Origin of the sequence: Streptomyces sp. DSM 15324 (assembly GCF_001514285.1) — a bacterium.
Lineage (GTDB): Bacteria > Actinomycetota > Actinomycetes > Streptomycetales > Streptomycetaceae > Streptomyces.
Window position 1 is genome coordinate 1 of the sequence record NZ_KQ949048.1, and the last position, 25,618, is coordinate 25,618.

Annotated in this window: 13 protein-coding genes; 7 read left to right on the plus strand and 6 right to left on the minus strand. The window is 71.3% G+C overall.

The genetic code is table 11. The features are described 5' to 3' along the window. Together AQJ58_RS39705 and AQJ58_RS39710 are read right to left on the minus strand one after the other, a co-directional pair. Positions 1-206, minus strand: a 206-nt coding sequence (locus tag AQJ58_RS39705; protein WP_159056413.1) for a condensation domain-containing protein, incomplete at its 3' end; no start/stop codon positions are given. Further along, a complete protein-coding gene (locus AQJ58_RS39710) occupies positions 206-8,038 on the minus strand; it encodes a non-ribosomal peptide synthetase (protein WP_079079526.1) in 7,833 nt (2,610 codons plus the stop codon). The genes AQJ58_RS39710 and AQJ58_RS39705, both read right to left, overlap by 1 nt. A gap of 256 nt (positions 8,039-8,294) precedes the next feature. Here AQJ58_RS39710 and AQJ58_RS39715 point away from each other — a divergent pair, with 256 nt between their 5' ends. The 5 genes from AQJ58_RS39715 to AQJ58_RS39735 all read left to right on the plus strand — a co-directional run bounded on the left by AQJ58_RS39715 (position 8,295) and on the right by AQJ58_RS39735 (position 12,791). Then, positions 8,295-9,662 (plus strand): class I adenylate-forming enzyme family protein, encoded by a 1,368-nt coding sequence (locus tag AQJ58_RS39715; protein ID WP_067259460.1) that lies wholly within the window; start codon positions 8,295-8,297, stop codon positions 9,660-9,662. A gap of 22 nt (positions 9,663-9,684) precedes the next feature. Beyond that, positions 9,685-9,930, plus strand: a complete 246-nt coding sequence (locus AQJ58_RS39720) for a hypothetical protein (RefSeq protein ID WP_067259461.1) — start codon at positions 9,685-9,687, stop codon at positions 9,928-9,930. 107 nt (positions 9,931-10,037) lie between these two features. Beyond that, entirely contained in the window at positions 10,038-11,009 is a 972-nt protein-coding gene (locus AQJ58_RS39725; protein WP_067259463.1) for an ABC transporter ATP-binding protein, read from the plus strand. Further along, positions 11,006-11,854: an ABC transporter permease gene (locus AQJ58_RS39730; protein WP_067259465.1), complete on the plus strand. Its 849-nt coding sequence runs from the start codon at positions 11,006-11,008 to the stop codon at positions 11,852-11,854. The genes AQJ58_RS39725 and AQJ58_RS39730 overlap by 4 nt, the downstream gene beginning before the upstream one ends. A gap of 112 nt (positions 11,855-11,966) precedes the next feature. Beyond that, the gene (locus AQJ58_RS39735; protein ID WP_067259476.1) at positions 11,967-12,791 is read left to right on the plus strand and encodes a TetR/AcrR family transcriptional regulator; all 825 of its coding nucleotides are present in this window, start codon (positions 11,967-11,969) and stop codon (positions 12,789-12,791) included. 170 nt (positions 12,792-12,961) lie between these two features. On the opposite strand, the gene AQJ58_RS39740 is transcribed toward AQJ58_RS39735, so the two are convergent. From AQJ58_RS39740 to AQJ58_RS39755, 4 genes are all read right to left on the minus strand, one after another. Further along, a complete protein-coding gene (locus tag AQJ58_RS39740; protein ID WP_067259466.1) occupies positions 12,962-14,077 on the minus strand; it encodes an SIS domain-containing protein in 1,116 nt (371 codons plus the stop codon). Positions 14,078-14,112: 35 nt separating this feature from the next. Further along, complete coding sequence (locus AQJ58_RS39745) at positions 14,113-14,856, minus strand: SDR family NAD(P)-dependent oxidoreductase (protein ID WP_067259468.1); 744 nt, start codon at positions 14,854-14,856, stop codon at positions 14,113-14,115. A gap of 63 nt (positions 14,857-14,919) precedes the next feature. Next, positions 14,920-16,158 carry a cytochrome P450 family protein gene (locus tag AQJ58_RS39750; protein ID WP_067259469.1) on the minus strand — a complete coding sequence of 413 codons (1,239 nt, stop codon included), beginning with the start codon at positions 16,156-16,158 and terminating at the stop codon, positions 14,920-14,922. A gap of 100 nt (positions 16,159-16,258) precedes the next feature. Further along, a complete protein-coding gene (locus tag AQJ58_RS39755) occupies positions 16,259-17,212 on the minus strand; it encodes a chlorinating enzyme (protein ID WP_067259471.1) in 954 nt (317 codons plus the stop codon). 383 nt (positions 17,213-17,595) lie between these two features. Here AQJ58_RS39755 and AQJ58_RS39760 point away from each other — a divergent pair, with 383 nt between their 5' ends. Continuing rightward, entirely contained in the window at positions 17,596-25,413 is a 7,818-nt protein-coding gene (locus AQJ58_RS39760) for a non-ribosomal peptide synthetase (RefSeq protein ID WP_067259472.1), read from the plus strand. Beyond that, the coding region (locus AQJ58_RS39765; RefSeq protein WP_159056414.1) for a condensation domain-containing protein at positions 25,413-25,618 on the plus strand (206 nt) is incomplete at its 3' end. The genes AQJ58_RS39760 and AQJ58_RS39765, both read left to right, overlap by 1 nt.

Here is a 25,618-nt window from a genome sequence, read left to right on the forward strand (position 1 = left end):
TGGAAAGCCGCACGAAGATTGGGATGCCGGGTCACCAGCGCCTGCGCCGCACTCCGCAGCCGCTCCACCTCCAGCGGGCCCGACAGGTCGAAGGCCTGCTGCACCTGATACACATCGGGGCCGTCCGTATCGTAGAGCGCGTGGAACAGCATCCCCTCCTGCATCGGAGACAGCGGGAGGATGTCGGCCAGGTTCGCGGGGGTCATTACCGGGTCCTCCACATGTCCTCGAGCTGTTCGACGTCGTGCTGGCCGAGTCCGACGAGCGGGAAGTCGGACGGGGTGAATCCGCCGACCCCCTGCTGGGAGCCATGGCGGACCAGTCCGCGCAGTGCCTGGCACCAGTGGTCCGCGACGGCCCGTACATCGGGCTCGGGCCATATGCCGGGGGCCCAGCTCCAGGTCGCCGTCAGGTGCGGCCCGTCCGGGCGGTCCCGGACCGCCGCGTTGACCTCCAGGCCGTGCGCCAGGGGCAGGTCGGGGTCGCTGCCGCCGACCAGGCCGATCTCGTCGGCCACCTGCCACTCCGGGTGTTCCGGGACGATCGGGGTGCCGGGCGCGGGGAACCGGCCCACGTAGTTGAAGCCGACCTGCGGTGCCGCCGGCGCGGCCAGCGCGGGCGCGGTGTCGGGGTTCAGGTAGCGCAGCAGACCGTATCCCCGGCCGTTCCCGGGGACGGCGCGCAGCTGTTCCTTGACCCGCTTGATCGCGGATGCCGTGTCGGCCGTGCCGGCGGTCACGTCCTCCCACGCGTGGGCACCCGGGTCGAGCCGGACCGGGTAGAGGCTCGTGAACCAGCCGATGGTGCGGGAGAGGTCGACACCGCTGTCGTCCTCCTCCCGGCCGTGCCCCTCCACGTCGATCAGGACGGCGCTGCCCTCCCCGCGGCCGTGCTCGCGGCGGTAGTGGCCGACGGCCAGTGCCAGGGTGGCCAGCAGGACGTCCTGGACTCCGGCGTGGAACGCGGTCGGTACGCTCGTGAGCAGGGGTTCGGTGATATCGGGCGGCAGGGTCGTGGTCAGCTCCGCAGCGCTGCCGGTCAGGTCCCGCCCGGGGTCCAGGGCCCGCGCGGTGAGCAGAGGGTCCGGCGCCCGGAGCGTCCGCGTCCACCACGCGAGTTCGCGCACCGCCTCCGGCCGGCGGGCCTGTGTGTGCAGCCCCCGGGCCCAGCCGCGGACGGACGTGCCGACGGGGTGCAGCCGGATCTCGGTGAGCGCGGCCAACAGGTCCGGAACGAGGATCCGCCAGGACACCCCGTCGACGGCCAGGTGGTGGACCAGGATCAGCAGGCGTCCCTGCCGGCCGGGCCCCGCGTCGAACCAGACGAACTGGGCCAGCCGCCCGGTCCGGGGGGACAGCCGGTCCGTCGCCGCTTCGGCCGCGTACTCGACCGTCGTTCGCAGACGGTCGGCGGACTGGTCCGTCACATCGACCACCTGGACCAGGTCCGACGGGTCGACGGTGCCCGCGGGGCGGATCCGAAGGGTCCAGCGTGCATCCTGCGCGCCGGGTGTCAGAAGGCCGCGCAGGGCGTCGTGATGGTCGGTCAGGGTACCGACGGCGGTGACGAGCCGTTCCCGGTCCAGCCAGGCCGGTGCCCGCAGCAGGAGGGACTGGGAGAACCGGTCGATCCGGTCGCCGCGGTCCTGGAGCCAGCACATGATCGGGGTGGGCGGGACCACGCCGTCGCCGGATCCGGTCTCCTCGGCCGGTCCGGGTGCCGTCATGTCGCCGACGGCCTCGGCCAGGTGGGCGGCCGTACGGTGCTCGAAGACGTCCCGCACGCTGGCTCCGAGGCCCGCCGCGCGGGCGTGGGAGACCAGCCGGATCGACAGGATGCTGTCCCCGCCGAGGGCGAAGAAGTCGTCGTCCGCGCCGACCGCGTCCAGGCCGAGCACCTGGGAGAACAGCTCGCACAGCAGCTTCTCCCGGGGGGTGCGGGGCTCCCGGCGGTCCATGACGGGCAGGCCGGGTTCGGGCAGGGCGGCCCGGTCGACCTTGCCGTTGACTGTCAGGGGGAGTTCGGGCAGCCGGACGAAGACCGAGGGCACCATGTGGTCGGGCAGCCGCTCGGCGGCGTACGACCGCAGCGCGGTGACATCGGTCTCCGTCACGACGTAGGACACCAGCCGCAGAGCGCCGGTGTGGTCCGGTCGGGCGAGGACCGCCGAGCGGACCACGTCCGGATGCCCGGTGAGTACCGCCTCGATCTCGCCCGGCTCGATCCGGAACCCGCGAATCTTGACCTGGTCGTCCGAGCGCCCCGCGAACTCCAGCACGCCCCCGACACCCCACCGCACGAGGTCCCCGGTCCGGTACATCCGGGCACCGGACGGGCCGAACGGGTCGGCGAGGAACCGCCCTGCGGTCAGCGCGGGCTGCCCGGGATAGCCGCGCGCCAGCCCCGAGCCGGCGATGTACAGCTCGCCGACGACCCCTTCGGGCACCGGGTGCAGACCGGCGTCCAGGACGTAGGTCCGGGTGCCGGCCAGCGGCCGGCCGATGGGCACGAGGGCGGTGCCCGGGAACGGGGCGCGGGTCGGATGGCAGGTGGCGAACGTGGTGGTCTCCGTCGGACCGTAGCCGTTCACCACCACCGTGTCCGGGCAGGCGGACAGCACCCGGCCGACCGCGGTCGGGGACAGCGCCTCGCCCCCGGCCCACACCTGACGGACCGCGGCGAAGCAGCCGGGGTCGTGCTCGGCCATCACGTCGAACAGCGCGGCGGTAAGCCACAGACCGGTGACCGCCGAGCCGGTGATCAGTCCGGCCAGCGTCGGCACGTCCAGGTCGCCGGCGGGCGCGACCACCACCTGGCCGCCGCGCAGGAGCGGCACCCACAGTTCGTAGGTGGACGCGTCGAACGCCAGCGGCGAGTGCAGCAGCACCCGGTCGTGTGCGGCGTCGGCGAAGGCGGGGTCGAGGCTGAGCGCGACGACGTTCGCGTGGGTGACGCCGATCCCCTTGGGCCGTCCCGTCGAGCCGGAGGTGTACATGATGTAGGCGGCGGCGTCGGGGGCGGTGGGGACGCCGGGGTTCGCCGTCGGCCCGGCCGACAGCGCGGTGACCGTGGCCGGGTCGTCCAGCTCCAGGCGGGGAACGTCGCCGAGAGCGGGCGCGTCCGTCGTGGTGAGGATCAGGGCGGGCCGCGTTTCGCGCAGGATCAGTTCCACCCGTGCCGTGGGATGACGGAGGTCCAGGGGCACGTAGGTGCCGCCCGCCTTGCCGATCGCCAGGATCGCCACCACCGCGTCGACGGACCGGTCCAGCCACAGGGCGACCGCGGCGCCGGGGCGTACACCGCGGGCCCGCAGCGTGTGGGCGAGCCGGTTGGCCCGGGTGTTCAGCGCGGAGCGGGTCAGCCGTGTGTCCCCGGCGACCAGGGCCACCGCGTCGGGATCGGCCGCGGCGTGCGCCTCGAACAGCTCCGGAAGTGTCCGGTCCGGGACCGCGTGGCCGGGGCCGGTGCCGTGGGCGAGGATCCGCTCGCGCTCCGCCGGGGTCAGCAGGCCGATACGGCGGATCGGTGCGTCCGGGTCGGCGACCAGCGCGTCGAGCAGCCGCACCCAGCGTTCCCACAGCGTCAGGACCGTCTCCGGGTCGAACAGGTCGCTCGCGTACTCCACGAGCCCGCGGACACCGCTGGGCCGACCGTCGGCGTCGTACTCCTCGCTCAGGCTGAGAAACAGGTCGAACTTCGCGGTGCCGGTGCGGCCGAGTTCCGAGCGGACCTGGAGTCCGGGCAGTTCGAAGGAGGCGTCGCCGGCGTTCTGCAGCGCCAGTACGACCTGGAAGAGCGGGTGGTGGGCCAGTGAGCGGGAGGGGGCGAGGACGTCGACGAGATGCTCGAAGGGCACGTCCTGGTGGGTATGGGCGGCCAGCGCCGTCTCCCGCACCCTGGCCACCAGATCGGCGAACGACGGGTCGCCGGAGGTGTCCGTGCGGATCACCTGAGTGTTGACGAAGAGGCCCACGAGGTCGTCGAGGGCCTGGTCGGTGCGCCCGGCGATCGGGCTGCCGACGGGGATGTCCTCGCCCGCGCCCAGCCGCGACAGCAGGGCCGCCAGCCCCGCCATGAGCACCATGAACAGGCTGGCGTTCGCGGCCCGGGCCGTCTCCAGCAGCCGCTGGTGCAGGCGTGCGTCGATGTGCGTGGTGAGGTAGTCGCCGCGGTGCGAGGCGATGGCGGGCCGCGGGCGGTCGGTGGGCAGGTCGAGGCATTCCGGCAGCCCGGCCAGTTGCTTCTTCCAGTAGGCGACCTGGGCGGCGAACAGGCTGTCGGCGTCGTCGGGGTCACCGAGCAGGTCTTGCTGCCAGAGGGTGTAGTCGGCGTAACTCACCGGCAGTTCGGGCAGGTCGGGGCGCTCGCCCCGGCTGCGGGCCCCGTAGGCGGCGCCCAGGTCGTGGGAGAGGGGGCCGATGGACCAGCCGTCCGCGGCGATGTGGTGCAGGACGATCAGCAGTACGTGCTCGTGCGGGGAGAGAGTGATCAGTTCCGCCCGGACGGGGGGTTCAGCGGCGAGGTCGAACCGGCGGCGCGCCGCCTCGGCCACCAGGGCGGGCAGCCCCGCCGGGTCGCTGTCCCGCTCGGTGAACGGTGTCCCGACCGTGGGCAGCACCAACTGGCAGGGGTCGCCGTCCTGTTCGCGGATCACGGTGCGCAGGCTGTCGTGCCGGGTGACGACGTCCCCCAGGGCCGCCCGCAGGGCCGTGCGGTCCACCGGGCCGGAGAGCCTCAGCACGAACGGGGTGTTGTAGGTGGCGCTCGGCCCGTCCAGCTGGTGCAGGAACCACAGCCGCCGCTGCGCGAACGACAACGGCAGCGAGGCCGGGCGGGTGCGCCGGGTCAACGGCAGCCGGGCGGGCGCCGCGTCGTCGACACGCCGGGCGATCGCGGCAGGCGTCGCCGACTCGAACAGGGCGCGCAGGCCCAGCTCGATGCCGTACGTCGCCCGCAGCCGCGCGGTCAGCCGGGTCGCCAGCAGCGAGTGCCCGCCGAGATCGAAGAAGCTGTCGTCGACCCCGACCCGCTCCACGCCGAGGACCTCGGCGAACAGGTCGCACACGACCTGCTCGCGCGGTGTCCGGGCCGGGATCTTCGGGCCGTGCGCCGACGCACGGTCCACCGCGGGGAGCGCGGCCCGGTCCAGCTTGCCGTTCGGCGTCAGCGGGAGCCGGTCGAGCCGGACCACCGCCGCCGGCACCATGTGCTCGGGCAGCCGGTCGCGGGCGAACGCGCGCAGTGCGTCCGGCTGGAATGCGGCGTCCCTGGCGGGTACCACGTACGCGATCAGCCGGTCGTCGTCCAGCCGGTCCCGGCGGACCAAGGCCGCGACCTGGGCGACGTCGTCGTGCTCCGCGAGGGCGGCCTCCACCTCGCCCGGCTCGACGCGGAACCCGCGGATCTTCACCTGGTCGTCGGACCGGCCCAGGTACTCCAGCAGCCCGTCGGTGTTCCACCGGACCACGTCCCCGGTGCGGTACATCCGGGTGCCGGGCGGTCCGTAGGGGGCGGCGACGAAACGCTGCGCGGTGAGCCCCGGCCGGCCCAGATAGCCGCGGGCCAGGCCGTCGCCCGCCACGTACAGTTCGCCGGCGACGCCCGGGGGAACGGGCTGAAGGCCCGCGTCCAGGACGTAGGTGCGCAGGTCGGGCAGGCCGGTGCCGATGACGCTCGCCTGCCCGGACGTCACCCGCCCGCGGTCCAGGACGAGTCGGGTGACATGCACGGTGGTCTCGGTGATGCCGTACATGTTGACCAGCGTCGGCGCGGTGTCCGGGTGGCGGTCGTACCACGGGCGCAGACGGTCGGCGCGCAGCGCCTCGCCCCCGAAGACGACCGTGCGCAGGGCGAGGGCGTCGCCCCGGACGGGGTCCTCGCGATCGGCCTGCATCAACTGGTGGAAGGCGGACGGCGTCTGGTTGAGGACCGTCACGCCTTCGTCGGCCAGCAGCCGCAGCAACTGCGACGGCGTACGGCTGACGTCGTACGGTACGACGACCAGCCGGGCCCCGTGCAGCAGCGCGCCCCAGATCTCCCAGGTCGAGAAGTCGAAAGCGGCGGAGTGGAACAGAGCCCACACGTCCCGTCGGCCGAACGCGAACCGGTCCCGAGTGACGTCGAACAGCCGGACGACGTTGTGGTGCGTGACGAGGACGCCCTTGGGCCGGCCGGTGGAGCCCGAGGTGTAGATGACGTAGGCGGGATGGTCGGGCGCGAGCGGGTGGGTCCGGTCGCCGTCGGCGGGGTCGGTCGCCGGCTGTGCGCCGAGCAGTGCGGCCGGGGCGGCCTCGTCCAGGACGAGCGCGGTCGCGTGGGCCGGCAGCGAGGGAGCCGTGTCCTGGTCGGTGACCACCAGCACCGGCTCCGCGTCCTGAAGCATGAACGCCAGCCGGGAGTTCGGGTAGGCCGGGTCCAGGGGCAGGTAGGCCGCTCCTGTCTTGGCGACGGCGAGCAGGGCGACGATCAGTTCGACGGACCGGGGGAGAGCCAGCGCGACGACCCGCTCCGGTCCGGCCCCGCGCGCGATCAGCAGATGTGCGAGGCGGTTCGCCCGGGTGTTCAGCTCCGAGTAGGACAGCCGGGTGTCATCGAGGCAGACGGCGGGGGCGTCGGGGGCGGCTTTCGCCTGCGCCTGGAACAGTTCCGGCAGGGTGGCGCGGCGGGCGGGAGCCGCGGCGCGAGGAGGGAGCAGCAGCCGACGGCGTTCCGCGGCGGTCAGGAGGTCGATCCGGCCGACGGGGGAGTCCGGATCGACCTCGGTGAGGGCGTTCAGCAGGGCGACGAACCGTCCCTGATGGGCCGTCAGTTCGGTCCGGGTGCAGACCTCGGGATGTGCCGTGAGGTCCACCTGGAGACCGGAGCCGTCCCGCCGGTCCCAGACGGCGAAGGTCAGGTCGCCGACCAGTCCGGAGGAGAGGTTGTGCACGGTGGCGGGCCGGCCGCCGAACCGCAGGTCGTAGTCGAACGACATGACGTTGATCAGCGGCGCGTACCGGGCGGCGACCTGTTCCGGCAGGTCCAGATCCCGGTGCAGGTCCTCTCCCCGGTAGCGCTGACGCGCCACGATCTCAAGGGCCCGGTCGCTCACCTGCCGGACGAGCCCGGCGATGCTCAGATCGGGTCGCAGCGACACCCGCAGCGGCAGGATGTTGGACGTCATGCCCGGGGTCCGGCGGAGCACCACGTCCGGGCGTGCCGCGACGGGCAGGCCGACCACGACGTCCCGGGCGCCCGTCATGCGGTGCACATACGCCGTGGTGGCCGCGATCGCGAGCTGGGACCACGGAACCCGAGCCCGGCGGGCGGTCTCCTGCATGCGGTCCAACCGGGCCTGGCTGAGCCGTGTGGTGCTGCGCAGCAGTTCCGACGGTGTCGCCCGCGACGGCCTGACCAGCCGGGGCGTCTGCGGCCGGTCGGCGAACAGGCCCGACCAGAACGCCCGGTCCTCGGCGAACCGGTCGGAGGAGCGGTAGGCGGCGTCATGGTCGAGCAGCCCGCGCAGTGAGCCGAAGGGCGGCTCACCACCGGACCTGCCCTCTTCGAGTGCGGTGAAGACCTCCGCCACGCGCCGGGCGATGAGCTGGGCGCTGAAGGCGTCCATGACGATGTGGTGGTAACTGTGGTACCAGATGTGGCAGTCGGGGCCGAGCCCGAGCAGCGCGTGGCGGAACAGAGGGCCCTCGGCGAGGTCCATCGGCGTGCGGATGTCCTGTTCCATCCACGCCGTCGCCGCGGCCGAGGGATCAGGGCCCCCGCTGACGTCGACGTACGGCAGCGGCCAGTCGGGCACGCGCCGTACGATCTGCCGTGCGTCGTCGGCGGATTCGGTGAACCGGACGTGCAGCGCGTCCACCTCGTCGACCGTCTGCCGTAACGCCTGCTCGAACAGGGAGTGATCGAGCGGGCCGTTGATCCGCACGTATTCCCCGACCCGGTAGACGCTGTTCGTCGATTCCAGGCGCTGCTCGGCGAACCAGATCTCACGCTGTGCGGCCGACAGAGGCAGAATTGCACCATCGGGCTCACGACCAGACAATCTTCAGCCTCCGGTTGCGTAGAGCCGCCTGATTTCGATACCCCGGCGGGAGAAATGCAAACGGTTGTTGTACGACGGCCGGTGATCCCGTGATCCGGGCACGGCCCGAACCTAACACGGTGGTACGGAGAGTCAATGTCGGGAGTGGGCGCGCGGGCAGCCCTGCTTGTCCCGCCGGCGGGACAGTAATTCCCGCCTGGTGCGCCAATAATCACCATGCTAACTTCCCGATTCTTCCAGCTGGTGAGGGAGAGGCATGGCAATCGCATCCTGGTGGGGCGAATCATTGCTGGGTGCCGGTGCGGACCGGCATCCCTGGGTTATTTCGCATACCGGAGAATCCAGGTCCGAACTGCGGTCCGCGGTAGCCGAACTCGGCCGCACGTTCAGTGATCACGGAATAGGCGAGCGATCTACGGTTCTCCTCCGGATGAGGCCGAGCTTCACTTATGTACGCGTGCTGCTGGCATTGTGGAGCCGCGGCGCACAGGTCATACTGGTTGATTTCCGGGCAACAGCCGCGGAGTACGAGCCGCTGATCGATCTGCTCCAGCCCCAGTACGTGATCGTCTCCGACCAGCACGCCGGACCGGCGACCGGGTTCGAGCAGGAGGTCCCCTTCCGGATCCGCTCCCGGCCCTCCGGGGTGCCGACCGCGTCGGGCGTCTGCCTTGTCCAGTTCAGCTCCGGCTCGACCGGCCGGCCCAAGGTGATCGGCCGCACCCCCGAGTCGCTGCTCGCCGAGCTCGACCGCCACGCAGGCCTCGCGGAACTGCCCCGCGCCGGCGACCGGTTGCTGGTGCTCAACTCCATCGTGCACACGATGGGCCTGGTCACCGGGCTGTTGTACGCCCTGCACGTCCGGGCGACGGTGGTGCTGCCGGACACGCCCACGCCGTCGGACGTCCTGAGGCTGGCCCGGGAGACCGGTGCCGTCGCACTCTACGGAGTGCCGGCCCACTTCGAACTGCTGGCCAAGGTCAAGGAGGCGCCCTCACTGCCCGCACTGCGGCTGGCGGTCACCGGAGGGGAGCGGCTGCCCGTCGAGGTCTACGAAGAGTTCCACCGCCGGTACGGGACACGGCTGAGCCAGGTGTACGGCGTCACGGAGACCGGCCTGCTCGCGGCCGGTCTGCACGGCCCGCGGCCGCCGGCGCTGGGCACGGTGGTGCCCGGGGTCGAGACGAAGGTCGTCGACCAGGAACTGTACGTACGGCTGGACCGGTCGCCGTATCTGCTGGGTGACCAGCCGGACCGGTACGTCGACGGGTGGCTGCGCACCTTCGACCGCTTCGCCATGGACGACTCCAGCGGCGCGTTGAGCATCCTCGGACGGCTGGACTCCCTCGTGACCATCGGCGGCCTCAAGGTCGACCTCGCCGAGGTCGAGGCCGTGCTGCGGGCACACCCCGGGGTCTCCGAGACGGTGGTGGTCCACCACGAGGTGATCGAGGCGTACGTCGGGGGTGAGGCGACGCCGGACGTGGGCGAACTCATCGCCTGGTGCCGGGAACGGCTGAGCGCCGTCAAGGTCCCCAAGCGGTTCTTCGTCACGCGCGAACTGCCCCGCAACAAGACCGGAAAGCTCCTGCGCGACCGGAACGCGATCCGGTCCGCCCTGTGACACGACCCGGAGGAGTCCGCCAGTGATCAGCAAGGATGAGATCAGGGAGATCCTCTCCCAGAGCCGCTCGTTGGCGCTGTCCGCCGATGTCGGCGACGACGGGGAGTTCGTCATGGACTCCTTCACCATGGTCACCCTGCAGGCATCCCTCGACGACCGCTACGGCATTCGCCTGGAGCCCCGGTTCGAGGAGCTGCAGCTGCTCACCTCGGTCAACGAGATCCACGCGTACCTGCTCGACCGCTTCCCCGAACACATGGCCCGGTGAGGCGGGGCCTGCCTCCTTCCCTCCTCCCCGGTGCCGTGTCGGCGCCGGGGAGGTCGTCGGCGTGCTAACGTTTTACGCTGTAATGAGATGGTGGAAGGGGGAGTGACATGAGTGCTGACCAGTCGGCCCCGGCGGACCGACCCGCCATCGAGGTCGCCGACCTGCGGATGAACTACGGCTCCACGGCCGTGCTGCACGGGGTGACCTTCGAGGTCGCCCGAGGCGAGGTCGTCGCGCTGCTCGGGCCGAACGGCGCCGGGAAGACGACGACGATCGAGATCCTGGAAGGCTTCCGGATGCGCTCCGCCGGCGACGTCCGGGTCCTCGGTACCGATCCGGCGCACGGCGGCGAGGCCTGGCGGGCCCGCCTGGGCGTGGTGCTCCAGTCCTGGCGCGATCATGCGAAGTGGCCGGTCCGGGAGTTCGTGGCCCACTACGGCTCCTTGTACGGGCCGTACTCGACCGAGAGGTTCCCGCGCCCGCGTGACGTGGACGAACTGCTCGGCGCCGTCGGGCTCACCGAGCAGGCGGACCGCCGCGTCGGGCAGCTGTCCGGCGGCCAGCGGCGCCGCCTCGACGTGGCGATCGGCATCGTCGGCCGACCCGAGGTGCTGTTCCTCGACGAGCCGACCGTGGGCTTCGACCCGGAGGCGCGACAGGAGTTCCACGAGCTGGTGCGCCGGCTCGCCGAGGTCGACGGCACCACGATCCTGCTGACCACCCATGACCTCGACGAGGCCGAGAAGCTCGCCGCCCGCATCGTGATCCTCGCCAAGGGGCGCATCGTGGCCGACGCCACGCCCGAGGAGCTGGCCCGCCGGGTCGAGAGCAGCGCCGAGGTGCGCTGGATGCATGACAACGAACGGTTCGTCACCTCCACGAGGACGCCGACCCGGTTCGTCCGCGAGTTGTTCGACCGTCACGGCGCCGGCATCGACAAGCTCGAGGTCCGCCGGGCGACCCTGGAGGACACGTACCTGGCCATGGTGCACGCCGTCGAGTCGGGCCGGGACGGCGGTCTCCCGGAACTGGGCGGAGCCCGAGAGGCCGGGCGTCCCGTTGCTGAGGTGTCGTCATGAGCGTGACCGCGACCGCGACCGCCGTGCGCAGCGGGATGGCGGCCGGCCGGCTGGAGATCCGCCAGTCGCTGGGCAACGTCCAGGACGTCGTCGGCATGCTGTTCATCCCGACGGTCCTGTTCGTCGTCGCCTTCGTCAGACGCGGGTCCGACATCGGCGGCACGAACTTCTCGCTCGGCTCGACCACGCTGGCCGGCCTGCTGGGCATGACGCTCGCCTTCAACGGCCTCCAGGCAGTGGCGTTCAACCTGCTGATGGAACGCGAGGACGGCACGCTGCTGCGGGCCAAGGCCGCCCCGAACGGCATGATCGCCTATCTGATCAGCAAGATCATCCACTCGGCGGCGACGACCCTGATCACCACTGCCCTGCTGCTGGTGCCCGGTGTGCTCCTGTTCGACGGAGTGAGCCTCGACGGCGTCGGCTCCTGGTTCACGCTGGCCTGGGTGCTCGTGCTCGGGATGCTCGCGACGATGCCCATCGGCGCCGTCCTGGGCTCGGTGCTCACCAGCCCGCGCAACATCGGTGTGGTCATGTTCCCGCTCCTGGCGCTCTTCGGGATCTCGGGCATCTTTTTCCCCATGACCGAGGCGCCGGAATGGCTGCAATGGACTGCTCAGGTGTTCCCCGTCTACTGGCTGGGACTCGGCATGCGTGCCGCACTGCTGCCGGACGCGTTCGCCACCGTGGAGATCGAGCATTCCTGGCGTTATGCCGAAACGTTCGGTGTACTCGGTGCGTGGGCGGTGATCGGCCTTTCCCTGGCGCCCGTGGTACTGCGTCGAATGGCACGTAAGGAATCCGGATCGGCGATTGCCGAGCGCCAGAAAGCGGCCATGCAGTGACATGATGTTCGGGGCCGCCGATGAATTCGGCGGCCCCGTATCAGAACCGGCTGTCCGGTGGCCGTACGGTAAGGTAATGCCTGTCCAGTTCCATGTGAGCATAGGGGATGTGGTGGTGGTTTTCGCCGGCCAGGGAGATTTCCGTCGTTCCTTGGCCCTGCTGTGGCGCACCCCCGGCGCCGAGGTCACCCGAACCGGTCCGGGTCCCCGGCCCGGCCTGAGCGTGGACGAGATCGTGGACGCCGGGATCGCCATCGCGGACGCCTCCGGGATCTCCGCGGTCTCGATGCGCGAGGTGGGCAAGCGGGTCGGGCGTACCGGCATGGCCCTGTACACCTATGTGCCCAGCAAGGACGAGCTGATCGACCTCATGTACGACCGGTCCCTCGCCGAACTCCCCACCGACTACGACCTGGAGGCCGGTTGGCGTGCCGCGCTCTCGGCCTGGATGCACGACTACTGGGCCTTCTGCCAGCGGCATCCCTGGACGCTGCAGGTCTCCCAGGCGCGTCCCGTCCTCGGTCCCCACGAGAACAGGATGCTCGAGACGGTCCTGCGCATTCTCTTCGCGACCGAGCTGAGCGCCGGCGTCCTGAGACGGGTCGTCGGCACGCTCATCAACTACGTCCGGGGCGCCGCGCAGACGGTCGTCGACTCGCGGCAGGCCGCGGCCGCGACCGGGGTGACCGACGAGGAGTGGTGGACCGCCCGCTCGGCGGCGTTCGCGGATGTCGTGCCCGACTTCGCCGAGCGTTTTCCTACCGTCATGCGCCTGGCCAGGGAGGCCGGGACTCCGCCGCCCGATCCGGAGCGGTCGTATCTGGAGCGGGAGGCGACCGAGACGTTCGACGCCGGACTGGCGGTCCTGCTGGACGGAGTCGAGGCCACCGTCCGCAAGAACAGGCCGCTGGACGCACCCCTGCCGAACAGCGCGTAGCCCCGTCGGCGGAGCGGGCGCGCGAGCCCTGGTGGGCGCCCGGCCGCTCGCCGTCCCCGTGGCCTGCGGATCGGCCGACCGGGCGGGCCAGGCCCAGGCCGGGGGCCCGCACGGGCGGCCGGGGGTCGCGCCGCGGGGGTGACCGGCCTGAACTCCCGACCCGCCCGGCCTCAGCCCGAGGTCTTCGCCATGGCGGCCTCGGCCTGGATCGACGTCGTGTGGTACCACGGGTTACCGGCGGCCTCGGAGATCAGGTCGCGGGACGTGGTGTCGTAGATCCTGCCCAGATGCAGGGCCGTGTGCTGCACGAACTCCAGCGCGGTGAAGTACTTCCGCATGAACGTCGGCTGATCGAGCGCGATCTCGGTCACCGCCACGTTGCGGTTCTGCGGGATGTCCCGCGTCAGCAGCCGGACGAGGTTGTCCATCTTCTGCCGCGTGTACGCGTCGTCGTCGGTGTCACGGAAGAGCAGGACGCTGTGCCGGCGGTCCGGATCGGACAGCGTGGCGACCTCGCTGTGGCAGAACTCGTGGAAAAAGTTCCGCGTCGCGGGCGCCATGGCCATCTCGTTGAAGTGCATCTTGGCGAGCTTCAGAAGGCTCACGTACCACTTCGGCGACGCCAGCATGATGATGTTCGCGTCCTCGGAACACAGCGCGGTCCTGCGTGCCTTCTCCTCCAGCGCCGATGTGAAGTCCGTGGCCAGATGGCCCGCCAGGGCCGCGACCTCGGCACGGTGGTCGTCCTTGACCAGCCCCAGCCGCGGGAACATGTCCAGCAGGATCGCGAAGTACTGGCCGACGTGGAAGAGCGGGTACTCCCGGTCCGGTTCGCTCAGTTCCCACCGCGCCACCGACACTCCGGCCTGCCGGCCCAGCTCGGCCAGCCGGCCGCCGGAGGTCAGCAGCAGGGTGCGGTGGTACCGGTCCGCCAGCGTACGGAACACCCGGACCGGCTCCTCGGAGTGGCCGCTGTAGGAGCTGATGATGAACAGCGTTCCCTCGTCGTCGACCACGGACTGCGGAACCAGGTAGGGGAAGTCGTAGTCGTTGAAGACCAGGACCTCCACACCGGCACCCGAGGCGTTGAGGAACGTCCCGATCACATCGGAGACGATGGCCGAGCAGCCCATCCCGGAGAAGACGATGCGGTGGAACTGGCCGCTCTCGATGCGCTTTCTGAGATCGGGAGTTACCTCGGCAAGGGAGTACTCGCCCGACTTGAGGAAATCGGAGCGATACCTGATCTTGATGAAATCGGCGTACCGGTCGAGGCGTGCGAACATGAAAGGCTCTTCTCTCTCGAACAGGGCGGTGACCGCTACCACATGAACTGGCCGCCGTCGACAATGAGTTTCTGTCCGGTGATGTAGCGGGCCCCGTCGCCGACGAGGAATTCCAGCGCGTCCGCCATCTCCATGGGTGAGCCGATCCGCTGCTGCGGGATCTCGGCGAGGAGGGCGGCGCGCGCGGTCGGATCGGCGACTCGGTACCGTGTCCGCATCTCCTCGGTGTCGATCATTCCGGGAATCAGACAGTTGACCCTGATGTCCGGGGCCAGCTCCAGGGCGAGGCACTTGGTGAGATGCAGCAGTCCCGCCTTGCTCGCGCAGTAGTTGACTCCGTTGAGCCGCGGCCGGATGGCGGTCGTCGCCCCCACGTTGACGACACTGGCTCCGCCCTCCAGTCCGAGCATGGCCGGGGCGAACGCCTTGGTCAGGTAGAACGGTCCGGACAGGTTGGCGTCGAGCACCTGGTGCCAGTCGTCGTTCGACATCTCGAGGAACGGCCCGTCGATGTTGCGGCCGGCGTTGTTGACCAGCACGCTGGGCGCGCCGTGCTCGGCGAGCACGCCCTCGGCGAAGGAGGCCACCGCCTCGGGGTCGGCCACATCCAGCCGGGCCGTCTCGACACGGTCGCCGAGTTCGTCGCTCAGCAGGTCCGCGGCGGCCTTGTCGGCGCGGTACACCGCGATGACGTGGTAGCCGAGCCGGGCCAGGCGCCTGCTGAGCGCGCTCCCGATTCCCTTGGTTCCTCCGGTGACGACGGCGGTGCGGTTCGGCATGGTCCTCTCACCGTTTCCTCGGGTCGTCGGCAGGCAGGTGCGCGTGACAGTCCCGCGTCAGGGTCATCCGAGGACGACCGGCAGTGCGCGGTAGCGGGTCCACAGCGGCATCAGCTCCAGGGAGAGGTCGCCGCGGTCGACCGCGAGCGAAAGGCCCGGGTGCCGCTCGAACAGCACCTGCAACGCCACCCGCGCCTCCATACGGGCCAGGTTGGCGCCGAGGCAGAAGTGCACGCCGTGGCCGAAGCCGAGGTGGGGATTGGGCGAGCGGGTGATGTCGAAGCGGTCGGGGTCCTCGAACACCTCGGGATCCCGGTTGGCGGCCGCGAGCAGCGGGATCACCGAGGCCCCCGCGGGTATGGTCTGCCCGTGCCACTCGATGTCCTCGACCGCGGTGGCCGGCCGGGTGCCGGTGATCGGCGGCAGGTAGCGCGCCACCTCCTCGATCGCCGACCGCCACAGCGCCTCGTCGTCCGGCGCCGCGCGCAGGAGGGCGAGCTGGTCCGGGTGGTCCAGCAGGGCTGCCACCGCGTTGGTGATCAGGTTGTAGGTGGTCTCGTATCCGGCCGTCACCAGGGTGAACACCATGGCCACCAGCTCGGTGTCGTCCAGCCGGTCGCCCGCCTCCTCGGCCTCGATCAGCCCGGTGACGAGGTCGTCGCCGGGCTCGGCCCGCTTGCGGGCGACCAACTCGCGGGTGATGGCGACGAGGTCGCGCACCTGTGCCTCCCAGTCCTCCTGGGATCCGCTGAACCCGCTCATCAGCGCCGTGACTCCGTGCTGGAAGCGGGTGCGGTCGTCGTCGCCGACCCCGACCAGGTCGGCGATGACGGTGTAGGTCACGGGCAGCGCGAACTCATGGCGCAGATCGACCGGGCCGCCGTCGCCGTCGGCGCGCAGCGCGTCCAGACGCTGCTCGGCGAGCACACGCACCTGCTCACCGAGCCGCTCGATCCGCTTCGGTGTGAAGGGAGCCGCCACCAGGGAGCGCAGCCTCCTGTGTTCGTCCCCGTCCTTCATGTCCAGCGTGGCGGAGCTGACCAGGCGGATGTGCTCGGGGACGTCCACCCCCGGCGGAGGGCCGTACGGTGACCGGAGGAGGCGGGGATCGGTCAGCATGGCCCTGCAGTCCGCGTAGTGCGAGACCACCCAGACGTCCTGTGCGAACGCGCCGAAGTCCAGCCGGACCTGCCCCACCGGCGCGTTCACCCGCAGCCAGGCGTAGTGGGCGGGCGGGTCGGCGGCGAAATCCGCGCCCCCCATGACGATCGGCAGGGTCACGGAACGTGAGGTGAGGGTCATGTAGGTGTGCTCCTCCAGGCTGTGGTGCGCAGCGCGGGCCCGGCCGGAGGCGCACCCGAGGGGTGAACCTCCAGCCGGTCAGGGGCGGTTGGGGACCGGCTCAGCGCAGGAAATCGGAGATCGGGGTGCCGCGGAGCGACTCGCGCAGGATCTTGTTGTGGCCGGTGTCGTCCTCGCCGCTGACCAGGACCGCACCCCACTTGTCGAGCGGGATGCTCCCGCCGTACTCCTCGACCCGGTCGGTGTCCGGGTAGATCCGCACGCTGCTGGGGACGTAGCGCGTGGCGAATCCCATGCGGTGGCTCTTCGTCGTCGTGTTGGGCAGCGAGGCGTGCATGAGGGTGGACCAGAAGATCACGCACTGGCCGCGTTTCATCACCAGGTCGAACGCGTCCTCTTCCGACGGCTTCCAGCCCGGGTCGATCTGGAGCTGGCGGTAGTCGTATCCGAAGAACCCGCGCGGAACGCCGTCCTTGACCTGGGAGTTGATCTGCGACGTGTCGTACGTCATCCGCTTGGTCTCGTCGTAGTTCATACGGTGGTGCGTGCCCGGGATGACCTGGAGGCAGCCGTTGTCCCGGGTGGAGTCGGTGAACGCCGTCCACACCGTGATGGTGCCCTTGCCGAACTCGGTCTCGGTCTCGCCGGGCCAGAGAATCTGCGGCTTGCCGCTGGCGTTGGCGAACGTGTCCGCCTGGTGCCAGTCGGTTCCCTCGTCGCCGGGGTACTTCGGGAAGAACTCCGTGCGCCAGCACAGGACGTTCGGCCCCAGGATGGACGCGACCCGTTCCGTGATCTTCCGGTTGCACACGTGCTGGAGGAGCAGGTCGACGTCGAGATGGCGGTCGTAGTTCGCGATGTTGGTCGCGCCCGACATCGCCTCGTCGACCGGGTAGGCGGCCTGCGAGCGGTCGAGGACCTCGCGCCGGGCCCGGCGCCACAGCGCGTCCATCTCTTCCGGGGTGTAAATCGTGAGCGGCCCGAGATAGCCATTCTCACGAAAGAAGTCGAGCTCGGTTTCCGAGAGCTGCCACTGCTTGGTTTCAAGTGTCATACTGGATTCTCTCCGGAGGCGTCCTCGAATTGCTGGCTACGTTTGCGGGACGCGTTGGTCACGGCCGTGGCGGGGTGTGCTGGAGCTGCGACGTCCCGGATGCGCTCGGTGTCCGGCGAGTTCAAAAGCTAGCCGAGCACCCGGGTGATTGTCGATGCGGACGCCGACCGGCAAGAGCGTCATCCTGTCCCGCCGGCGGGACACCACAGACTCCCCGGACTTGTTCCGTTCCCCGACGCGCGGTTACGTTCGGTCAAAGCGAATGCGCTCGGTATTGCTTATTCATTCCCCAGGCCGTCCCGTGCCGGCTATTGCTCGAGGCCGATTCGGTTCCCGGGTGGTTCCGCGCTTCCAGTAGGAAATCTCGGAGGTCGTCGATCTTGTTGAACGCCGACACAAGGCTGCCCCTGCTGGCAGCGCAGCGTGAGATCTGGTTCGCCGAACAGAGGCTGGGCGACGGCAACTCGGTGTACCAGGTCGGCGAGTACGTCGATGTGCAGGGTGAGTTCGACACGGAGATCTTCGAGCAGGCGTTGCGATCGGTCGTCGCCGGCCTGGACACCGTGCACAGCCGGTTCCACCAGGAGCGCGACAGGGTGGGGCAGAGCGTCGACCAGCGCAGGCCGTGGACGCTGCCCACCGTCGACCTGTCCGACGCGGCCGACCCGCAGGCCGAGGCCGACGCGTGGATGCGGCGGGAACTGGCCCGGCCGTCCGACCTCGTGGACGGACCGCTGTTCCACTTCGCGCTGCTCCGCCTGGGGCCCGACCGGCACCTGTGGTACCAGAACTACCACCACATCGCCATGGACGCCTACGGTTCCTACCTGGTCTCGCGCAGGGTGGCCGAGGTGTACACGGCGCTCCGCGACCAGCGCGACCCCGGCCCGAGCCCCTTCGGCTCGCTCCGCGAGCTCGCCGACGAGGACGCCGCGTACCGGGCCTCGGCGGACTTCCAGCGCGACCGCGACTTCTGGCTCGCACAGCTGGGCGGCCGGCCGGCACCCTCCCCGCTCGTCAGCCGCTCCCGCGCGGCGTCCGCCGAGTTCCGCAGCGCTACACGCTGGTTGTCCGAGGAGAAGTTCCAAGCCGTACGCCAGAGCGCCCACACGGTCCGGGTGCCCTGGCCGGTGGTCGTCACGGCTGCCGCGGCGCTCCACGTCCAGCGGCTGACGGGCGAGGAGAACGTGCTCATCGCCTTCCCCCTGTCCGCCCGCGCGAGCCGGCTCGCGCGGCAGACCCCCGCGACCCTGGCCAACGTCCTGCCGCTGCCGCTCACCATCCGCCCCGACATGACCGTCACGGCACTGCTGGAGCACGTGGCCGCCCGGATGGCGGCGGCCGTGGCGCACCAGCGCTACCGCGGGGTGGATCTGCAGCGAGACCTCGGCATGGCCGCGGCCACGTCCCTGCTGCCGGTCGTCAACGTCATATCGCACCCGTACGACCTGCGGTTCGGCGCGGCCCGCGGCATCATGCGCAACCTGTCCTCCGGCCTGGTGGGCAACCTGCTGTTCATGATCTGGGACCGCCAGGACGGCCAGGGACTGCAGATCGACGTCAACGGCCGCGACGACCTCGGACTCGCCGGCCACCGCGACGGATTCACCGCGATGCTGGAGGCCTTCGTGGCCTCGGACCCGTCCCTGCCGGTGGGCCGGATCGGTCGCCCCGCCCCGTCGCCCGCGGCCCGGCCGGACACCGCCGTCCCGGCCCTGCGCACCGTGCCCGAACTGTTCGCCGCACGGGCCGCCGCGACCCCCGACGGGCCTGCGCTGACAGCGGACGGGACGACCTGGTCCTACCGCGAACTCGACGAGCGGTCGAACCAGCTCGCCCGCGTCCTCATCGCACGGGGCATCGGCGCCGAGGACGTCGTCGCTGTCGCGCTGCCCCGCTCCGCGGACCTGGTCCTCGCTCTGCTCGGCGTGCTCAAGTCCGGTGCCGCCTACCTCGCCCTGGACCCCGACTACCCGCCCGCCCGCATCGAGTTCATGCTCCGGGACGCGTCACCCAAGCTGCTCGTCACCTCCTCGGCGACCGGGCTCACGGTCGGCCGGGAGCGACTGACCATCGACACACCCGACTTCCACGCCGACGCCGACGGCCGGAGCAGGGGACCGGTGCGGGCCGACGAACGGCACCGGCCGCTGGAGCCGGGCTGCCCCGCGTACGTCACCTACACCTCCGGGTCGACCGGCCGCCCGAAGGGTGTGGTCACCTGCCATGAGAACGTCGTCCGGCTGTTCGGCTCCACCCGTGACGAGCTCGGCTACGGCCCCGACGACGTGTGGACGCTGTTCCACTCGGCCGCGTTCGACTTCTCCGTCTGGGAGATCTGGGGCGCTCTGCTGCACGGCGGCCGGCTGGTCGTCGTCCCGTTCGAGGTGAGCCGTGCGCCACGGCGTTTCCTGCACCTGCTCGCCGATGAGCGGGTGACCGTGCTCAGCCAGACACCGTCGGCGTTCTACCAGCTCATGGCCGCCGACCAGGACCTGCCCGATGTCAGCCGCCAACTGTGCCTGCGCACCGTGGTGTTCGGCGGCGAGGCGCTCCAGCCCGCCCGCCTCGTCGACTGGCGCCGCCGGCACGGCACCGCCGGCCCGGCGCTGGTGAACATGTACGGCATCACCGAGACCACGGTCCATGTCACCCACGTCGAGCTGGGCCCCGAGCACGTCTCGGACAGCGTGATCGGCGTTCCGATCAGCGACCTGACGGTCCATCTGCTCGACGAGCGACTCCGACCCGTCCCGGTCGGAGGGATCGGCGAGATGTACGTCTCCGGGCCCGGCGTGGCCCGCGGCTACCTCGGCCGACCCGGGCTCACCGCACACCGGTTCGTCGCCGACCCGAACGGGCGGCCCGGCGACCGGATGTACCGCACCGGCGACCTCGCCCGCCGTGACCCGGCCGGCCGGCTCACCTTCGTCGGACGCTCCGACGACCAGATGAAGGTCCGCGGCTTCCGCATCGAGCCCGGCGAAGTCGAATCCGCGCTGGCCGAGTGCCCCGGCGTGGCCCTCGCCGCGGTGACCCTCACCGAGGAGCGGGAGGACGACCAGCGCCTGGTCGCCTTCGTCGTCGCCGAGGAAGGCGCCGACCCCGGGCCGGAGGAAACCAAGGAGGCCGTCCGCGCCCGCCTCCCCGAGTACATGGTCCCGAGCCGGATCGTCCGGATCGACGCGCTGCCGCTGACCGCCAACGGCAAGCTCGACCGCGCTGCCCTCACCGCGTCGACGAACCCGCCGCAGCCGCACTCCGGCGGCGGACTCTCCTCGCGGCTCGACGTCATGCGCGCCCTCTTCGCGCTCGTCCTCGACGAACCCGAAGTGGGCCCGGACCAGGACTTCTTCGACCTCGGCGGCCACTCCGTGCTCGCCACCGCGCTGATCACCCGCATCCGGTCGACGTTCTCGGCCGAGGTGGACCTGCGTGTCCTGTTCGACAACCCGACTCCGCGTGCCATGGTGGCTGCCCTGGACGACGCGGGACTGGCCCGCCCACCCCTCGTACGGCGGGAACGGCCGGCCGAGCTGGACGCCTCCTGCGCACAGCGCCGCATGTGGTTCCTCCAGCAGATGGACGGCCCTGGCGCCGCCTACAACATCCCCTCGGTCCTGCGCATCGACGGCCCCCTGGACGCCGCGGCCCTGAGCGCCGCGCTCGGCGATGTTCTCGCCCGCCACGAGAGCCTGCGGACCGTACTGCCGTATGTCGACGGCCGCCTCCTTCAGCAGGTGCTGCCGCCCATGACTCCCGCCCTTCGTGCGACGCCCGTCACCGAGTCCGAGCTGGACGAACGCCTCATGAAGGGCGCCCGGCGCGCATTCGACCTCGCCGTCGAACCACCCGTGCGCGCCGAGCTGTTCACCACCGGAGCACACGCCCACGTGCTGCTGCTCGTCCTGCACCACTCCGCCTGCGACGCCCTGTCGACGCGTCTCATCGCACGCGACCTCCAGCGCGCCTACGCCGCCCGGGTCACCGGCCGCGCCGCGCAGCTCGCCCCGGTGCCGGTGCGCTACTCCGACTACACCCTGTGGCAGAACGAGCTGCTCGCCGCAGACGACACCGGCGGCGGAAGCCTCCTGGAGACCCAGGTGGCGTACTGGCGCGAACAGCTGGCCGGACTCCCCGAGCAGACCGAACTGCCCACGGACCGGCCCCGGCCGGCCGTCGCCTCCTACGCCGGCGACCACATCACCGTCGCCCTGGACGCCGAGCTGCACCGCCGGCTCGTCGACCTGGGGCGTGCCTCGGGTGCCAGCCTGTTCATGGTGCTGCACGCGGGGCTCGCGGCCCTGCTGGCACGTCTCGGCGCCGGCGACGACGTTGCCGTGGGCAGCCCCGTCGCGGGCCGCCTCGACGAGGCGCTGGACGACGTGGTCGGCGTCTTCGTCAACACCCTCGTCCTGCGCACCGACGTGTCCGGCCGGCCCACGTTCACCGAACTGCTGCAACGGGTCCGGGAGACGGCCCTGGCCGCCTACGCCCACCAGGACGTCCCCTTCGAGTACCTCACGGATGTTCTCGAGCCCGAGCGCTCCCTGGCCCGTCACCCGCTGTTCCAGGTGATGCTCGGCCTCCAGGACACCCCACCCGCCGGTGACTTCGCCCTGCCCGGCCTCACCGTCTCCACCGAGCTCGGCCGGACCGGGACCGCCAAGTTCGATCTCTTCTTCAGCCTGGTCGAACGGCACACGGACGACGGTGCTCCGGCCGGCCTCGACGGCTACGTGGAGTACGCCTCCGACCTGTTCGAACCGAGCACCGTACACGCTCTGTTCGACCGGTTCGTGCGGCTCCTTGCCGAGGCTGCGGCCGACCCCGGCCGACCCGTCGACCGTGTCGGCCTGCTGTCCTGCGAGGAGCGCTCCCGCCTGCTGCCCCAGCAGAACCCCGGAGTGGCGGACCTGCCCGGACCGACCCTCACCGACCTCTTCGAACGGCAGGCCGCCGCCACCCCCGCCGCGATCGCGGTGTCCGCACCGGGCTCCGACCTCACCTACGCCGACCTCGACACACGCGCCAACCAGGTGGCCCACGCCCTCATCCGGCACGGGGTCCGCGTCGGCGACACCGTCGCCGTCGCGTTGCCGCGCTCACCCGGGTTCGTGGTCGCGCTGCTCGCCGTACTGAAGGCCGGCGCGGCCTACGTCCCGATCGACCGCCGGTATCCGACGGCCCAGGTCGCGTCGATGCTCGGCGAGACGCGGCCGAGGATCCTGCTGACGTCCCGCGACACCGACGTGCGCGACCTGCCCGACACCGGACCCGCCCGCCTCGTCCTCGACGACCCGGACACGGCGCCGGAACCGGCGGAGGACGACACGACCCCGCCGGGGCCCGCCGACCGGGGCCCGCTCCACCCCCTCGACGCCGCCTACATCATGTACACCTCCGGCTCGACGGGGCAGCCCAAGGGCATCGTGGTGACCCACCGCGACATCGCGGCTCTGGCCACAGACCCCCGCTTCGCCGACGGCGTCTGCGGCGACGTCCTCGTCCACTCGCCTGCGGCGTTCGACGCGTCGACGTTCGAGGTGTGGGCGCCGCTGCTCCAGGGCGGCCGGCTGATCGTCGCACCGCCGCACGACCTGGACGCCGAGGAGTACGCGGACCTGATCGCCCGTCACCGGCCGAGCGCGCTGTGGCTCACCGCCGCCCTGTTCGCCGTCGTCGCCGAGTACCGGCCCGACTGTTTCGCGGGCGTGCGCCAGGTGTGGGCCGGCGGTGAGGAGATCGCACCGCCCATGGTCCGGCGGGTGCTGGACGCCTGCCCGGGCCTCGTCGTGGTCAACGGCTACGGCCCGACGGAGACCACCACCTTCGCCACCAGCCACCCGGTAACGGAACTCGCGCCGGATGCCCGCACGGTGCCGATCGGCAGGCCGCTCGCCGCCATGCGCGCCTACGTTCTGGACGCCGGCCTGCAGCCGCTTCCGCCGGGCGCCACGGGTGAGCTGTACCTGGCCGGCTCCGGCGTCTCCCGCGGCTACCTCGGCAGGCCTGCGCAGACCGCGGAGCGGTTCGTCGCCGACCCGTTCGGCCCCGCGGGGGAGAGGATGTACCGCACCGGCGACCTGGCGCGCTGGACCGCCGACGGCGTCCTGGAATACCGGGGGCGCGTCGACCGCCAGATCAAGCTGCGCGGCTTCCGCGTCGAACTCGGTCAGGTCGAAGCGGTCCTGCTGGAACATCCCGCCGTCGCACAGGTGGTGGCCGACGTCCGCCGCGAGGGCGAGGGGGAGCCCCGGCTGGTCGCCTACGTCGTACCGGCGGAGGGCGGACGGCCCACCCGGAACGCGCTCCGCGCCTTCGCCGGACGCCTCGTGCCGCAGTATCTGGTCCCCCACGAGATCGTCGTCCTCGACGCTCTGCCGGTGACCGCGCACGGCAAGCTGGACCGCGCGGCCCTGCCGGTGGCCACCGGCCGAGCCGGCGGACGCGCCCCGGCAGGACCGGCCGAGCAGCTGCTGTGCACCCTCATCTCCCGGGTGCTGGGCCACGACACGGTCGGCGCGGACGACGACTTCTTCGCCCTCGGCGGCGACAGCATCTCCGCCATTCGGCTCGTGAGCAGTGCCCGCGGCGAAGGGCTCACGTTCACGGTCCGGGACGTGTTCGCGCACCGGACGGCGGCGGAACTGAGCCGGACCGCCGGTGCACCGGGCGACGCCACGCGCGGCGAGCCCGGCGACGTCGGCACCGGCACGGTACCGGCCACCCCCATTGTCAGCTGGCTGCGCGAACGGGGCGCGCCGGTCAACCGGTTCGCCCAGTCCCTGCTGCTGTCCTGCCCGCCCGGCCTCTCCCGGGACGCGCTCGTGGCCGCCGTGCGCGCGGTGGCCGACACCCACGACGCGCTGCGCCTGAGGCTGGTGGACCAGGACGAGTCCTGGAGCCTGGAAGTCCAGCCGCCGGGGAAGTCGGCCGTCGAGGACATCGTGCGCCGCGTCGACGCGACGGGCCTGAGCGCCGCCGACCTCGCCGACCGGGCGCGCGCCGAGGTCTCGGCCGCAGCGGACCAGCTCGACCCGTACGCCGGACAGGTCGCGCGCCTCGTCTGGTTCGACGCCGGGTCGGAGGCATCCGGACGGCTCCTCCTCGTCGTCCATCACCTGGCCGTCGACGGAGTCTCCTGGCGCATTCTCGTCGACGACCTGATCCAGGCGTACACGCAGGCAGCCGCCGGCCGCACTCCGGCCCTGCCGCCCGTCGGCACCTCGCTGCGCCGATGGGCGGAGCGGCTCACCGCGCAGGCCACCCGGCCCGACCGGCTGGCCGAACTCCCCCGGTGGATCGACGTCCTCGACGCACCCGACCCACTCCTGACGCCGAAGCCGGTCGATCCCCGGCTCGACCTGGCGAACGACGTCGTCGACGTCGTCGGCACCCTCGCGGAGGACGTCACCGGCCCCTTGCTGACCGCCGTCCCCGCCGTCTTCCACTGCGGTGCCGAGGACGTCCTGCTGACGGCGCTCGGACTGGCCGTGTCCGCGTGGTGCCGTGACCACGGACACGAGACGGCCGAGGACATCCTCGTGGATGTCGAGGGCCACGGCCGGGAGGACATCGTCCCGGGCGTCGACGTGTCGCGGACACTGGGCTGGTTCACCACCATCCACCCCGTCAGGATCGATGCCGGACGGATCGGCTGGACGGCGGTCACCTCGGGCGCACCCCGTCTGGGAGCTGCCGTCAAACGGGTCAAGGAGCAGGTGGGCGCGGCTCCCGACGGCGGCATCGGCTTCGGCCTGCTGCGCTATCTCGCCCCCGGATGCCGTGAAGTGCTCGCCCGCCTCGGCACACCACAGATCGGGTTCAACTACCTCGGCCGGTTCGCCGCCCCGGGAACCGCCGTGGGCGACGTGCCCGGCTGGGACATGGCCCCCGAGGGGGTCATGGTGACGACCACCGATCCCCGGCTGCCCGTCGCGCACGGCCTCGAAGTGCACGTCGTCGTGCACGACGACGTGGTCGGCCCGCGCCTGACGGCCACCTGGTCCGGCGCGCGGCGGCTGTGGTCGCGGGAGGACCTCACCGACCTCGTCGGGCGGTGGACGGCGTCCGTCGAAGGCATCGTGCGGCACGCCCTCGGCCCGGACGCCGGCGGCCACAGCCCTTCCGACTTTTCGGCGACCGACCTGAGCCAGCACGACGTCGAACAGCTCGAGGACATGTGGAGGACCCGGTAATGACCCGCTCGAACCTGGCCGACGTCCTCCGACTGTCTCCGATGCAGGAGGGGATGCTGTTCCACGCGCTCTACGACATGGACGGCCCCGATGTGTACATGGTGCAGCAGGCCTTCGACCTGAGGGGTCCGCTGGACGGGGCGAGGCTGCGGGTCGCGGCTGAGGCGCTGGTGGCCCGGCATCCGAATCTTTCCGCTTGTTTTCC

What these genes read in the sequence shown, in the direction of transcription:
- AQJ58_RS39745 (WP_067259468.1), bottom strand. Translation starts at nt 14,856, where the DNA reads ATGCCGAACCGCACCGCCGTCGTCACCGGAGGAACCAAGGGAATCGGG.
- AQJ58_RS39755 (WP_067259471.1), bottom strand. Translation starts at nt 17,212, where the DNA reads ATGACACTTGAAACCAAGCAGTGGCAGCTCTCGGAAACCGAGCTCGAC.
- AQJ58_RS39740 (WP_067259466.1), bottom strand. Translation starts at nt 14,077, where the DNA reads ATGTTCGCACGCCTCGACCGGTACGCCGATTTCATCAAGATCAGGTAT.
- AQJ58_RS39750 (WP_067259469.1), bottom strand. Translation starts at nt 16,158, where the DNA reads ATGACCCTCACCTCACGTTCCGTGACCCTGCCGATCGTCATGGGGGGC.
- AQJ58_RS39730 (WP_067259465.1), top strand. Translation starts at nt 11,006, where the DNA reads ATGAGCGTGACCGCGACCGCGACCGCCGTGCGCAGCGGGATGGCGGCC.
- AQJ58_RS39725 (WP_067259463.1), top strand. Translation starts at nt 10,038, where the DNA reads ATGAGTGCTGACCAGTCGGCCCCGGCGGACCGACCCGCCATCGAGGTC.
- AQJ58_RS39715 (WP_067259460.1), top strand. Translation starts at nt 8,295, where the DNA reads ATGGCAATCGCATCCTGGTGGGGCGAATCATTGCTGGGTGCCGGTGCG.